The sequence below is a fragment of the Bradyrhizobium sp. genome (genome assembly GCF_049691595.1).
Taxonomy (GTDB): Bacteria; Pseudomonadota; Alphaproteobacteria; order Rhizobiales; family Xanthobacteraceae; genus Bradyrhizobium.
In genome coordinates this window covers 1-3380 of the sequence record NZ_JBAVNZ010000033.1, presented here as the reverse complement: position 1 = coordinate 3380, position 3380 = coordinate 1, and the positions used below count along the sequence as shown (strand labels likewise).

Genomic DNA, 3380 nt, shown 5'->3' with positions numbered 1-3380 from the left:
CGCATCTGACCACCCTCGGCGTGACGCCGTCGGCGGTGATCCCGGTTTCCGCGCGCGACGGCGACGGCGTCGCCGAACGCACGCCGCGGATCGCCTGGTACCACGGGCCGAGCGTGGTCGAGGCGCTCGACGCGCTCGAACCGGCGCGACCGCTGGCGCGGCTGGCGCTGCGGCTGCCGGTACAGGCGATCTACAAGTTCGATGACCGCCGCATCGTCGCCGGCCGCATCGAGTCCGGCAGCCTCACGGCAGGCGATGAAATCGTCATCATGCCGGCCGGCAAGATCGCGAGGATCAAGACGGTCGAGAGCTGGCCTCTGACGCCGGTAAGCGGCCCGCAGACCGCGGGACGATCGGTCGGCATCACGCTCGACCGCGAATTGTTCATCGAGCGCGGCGACGTGATCGCCCATGCCGGACAGAGCCCGCGCGACACGCGGCGAATCCGCGCACGGATTTTCTGGCTGCACGAAAAACCGCTGTCGAAGGGCGACGCGATCCTGATCCGCCTCGGCACGCGCGAGAGCCGCGCCAGCGTGGTCGCGATCGAGAAGGCGGTCGATCCCGGCGAGCTCGCCAACGCGCCGACCAGCTCGATCGCGCGCAACCATGTCGGCGAGATCGACATCGCGCTGGCCCAGCCGGTCGCGGCCGATCCCCACGCCGAAAATCCGCGCACCGGACGGCTGGTGATCGAGGTCAACGGCCGCATTGCCGGCGGCGGCCTGGTGCTGTCGGTCGACGCCGGCCAGCGCGCCATCCCGGTCGATATCGTGCCGGTTGAATCGGCATTGCGCCCCGACGAGCGCGCGGCGCGTTACCGTCACACCGGCGCGGTGGTGTGGCTGACGGGATTGCCGGGCTCCGGAAAATCGACGCTGGCGCGTGCGCTGGAGCGCCGCCTGTTCGATAATGGCGGTTCGCCGATCCTGCTCGACGGCGACACCCTGCGCGCCGGCCTCAACGGCGATCTCGGCTTTTCGGCGCAGGACCGCACCGAAAATATCCGGCGCCTCGCCGAAGTCGCAACCCATCTCGCGCGCAACGGCCACATCGCCATCGTCGCCGCGGTTTCGCCATCGGCCGCGGATCGCGCCGCGGCACGGCGCATCGCCGACACCAAGTTTCGCGAGATCCATGTCGCGACGCCGGCCGAGGTGTGCGAGCGCCGCGACCCCAAGGGCCACTATGCCAAGGCGCGCGCGGGCACGCTGCCGGCGTTCACCGGGATCGGCCAGGATTACCAGCCGCCGGCCGAATGCGAGCTTAAGATTGATACCTCGGCGCGCTCGATTGCAGAGGCGACCGACGCGATCGAAAAAATGCTGGCCGCGACCGGAATTCTGTTCGACGAAGTCGTCGACCTCGCCGCAAATATCTGACTTTTCATCCCTTTTCATCGACCCGACTTTGGCGCTAAAAGGGCTGCGAACGCTGCCCTTTGCGGCGCTTTTTACCCTCTCATCACCCTGAAAACAGCGCATAACCGCCGGTTCCCGCGAGAAAAACCCATCATGAATCGTGTCGAGGCCCACGGACTGAAAATTGCCCCTGTCCTGTTCGATTTCGTCGCCAGGGAGGCGACGCCAAAAACCGGGATTTCGCCCGATGCGTTCTGGGCCGGGCTTGCCGCGATCATCGCGAAACTGGGGCCGAAGAATCGCGAGCTGCTCGCCTTCCGCGACACCTTGCAGGCCAGGATCGACGGCTGGCACCGCGCCCACAAGGGCAAGCCGTTCGACATCAACGCCTACACCGCCTTCCTCAAGGAGATCGGTTACCTCTTGCCGGAGCCGGCGACGCAGAAGGTCGAGACCGCCAATGTCGACGAAGAGATCGGCAATATCTGCGGGCCGCAGCTCGTCGTCCCCTTGACCAATGCGCGCTATGCGCTGAACGCGGCGAATGCGCGCTGGGGCAGCCTGTACGACGCGTTCTACGGCACCGATGCGATCCCGCATGAGACCGGCGAAGCGACCAAGGGCTTCAACAAGGCGCGCGGCGACAAGGTCGTCGCCAAGGCAAAAGCCTTTCTGGATTCCGCGGTACCGCTGGCAACCGGCAGCCATACCGATGTGACTTCCTACAGCGTCATCGCCAGCCAGCTCGCGGCCAAACTGAAGAGCGGCAACGCCACCGCGCTGAAATCGAGCGCGCAATTCGCCGGTTATCGGGGAGATGCCGCGGCGCCGAGCGCGGTCCTGCTCGTCAACAACGGCATGCATATCGAGATCAGGATCGACCGCAGCCATTTCATCGGCAAGGATGATCCGGCTGGCGTCGCCGACATGATCCTGGAATCGGCGGTCTCTACCATCCTCGACATGGAAGACAGCGTCGCCGCGGTCGATGCCGAGGACAAGGTGCTGGTCTATCGCAACACGCTCGGCCTGATGAACGGCACGCTGTCGGCCGATTTCGACAAGGGCGGCAAGACGCTGAGGCGTGCGCTCAATCCCGACCGCGTCTACAAGACGCCGGACGGCAAGGAGCTCACGCTGCACGGCCGCAGCCTGTTGCTGATGCGCAATGTCGGCCATCACATGTTCACCGACGCCGTGCTCGACAGTAAAGGCGAGGAAATTCCGGAAGGGCTGCTGGATGCCGCGGTAACCGGCCTGCTCGCGATCCACGATCTCAAGGGCAACTCGAAAGTGCGCAACAGCCGCACCGGCTCGGTCTATATCGTCAAGCCGAAGATGCACGGCCCCGACGAGGTCGCGCTGACCTGCGACCTGTTCGCGCAAGTCGAGAAGATGCTGGCGTTGCCGGAAAACACCATGAAGGTCGGCATCATGGACGAGGAGCGCCGCACCACGGTCAACCTCAAGGCCTGCATCCAGAACGCCTCGAAACGCATCATGTTCATCAACACCGGCTTCCTCGACCGCACCGGCGACGAGATCCACACCTCGATGGAGGCCGGTCCGATGATCCGCAAGAACGACATGAAGGCGCAGCCCTGGATCAAGGCCTATGAGGACTGGAACGTCGATATCGGCCTGATCGACGGCCTGCCCGGCCATGCCCAGATCGGCAAGGGCATGTGGGCCGCGCCCGACAAGATGGCGGACATGCTGGCGCAGAAGATCGGCCATCCGCAGGCCGGCGCCACCACCGCCTGGGTGCCGTCGCCGACCGCCGCCACGCTGCACGCGCTGCATTATCATCAGGTCAATGTGCCGGCACGCCAGCAGCAACTGGCCAAGGGCGGCCCGCGCGCAAAACTGTCCGACATCCTCACCATTCCGGTATCGCAATCGAACTGGGCGCCCGACGATGTGAGGCAGGAGATCGACAACAATTGCCAGGGCATTTTGGGCTATGTGGTGCGCTGGATCGACCAGGGCGTCGGCTGCTCCAAGGTGCCTGATATCCAC

Annotated in this window: 2 protein-coding genes; both read left to right on the top strand. The window is 65.3% G+C overall.

The window, feature by feature from the left end; genetic code table 11:
• On the top strand, positions 1 to 1382 hold a 1382-nt coding region (gene cysC / locus WCE35_RS01405), incomplete at its 5' end, for an adenylyl-sulfate kinase (RefSeq protein WP_424591557.1).
• A 132-nt stretch (positions 1383 to 1514) separates the two neighbouring features.
• Positions 1515 to 3380 (top strand): malate synthase G (locus WCE35_RS01400; RefSeq protein WP_424591556.1); only part of this gene is annotated, 1866 nt, incomplete at its 3' end.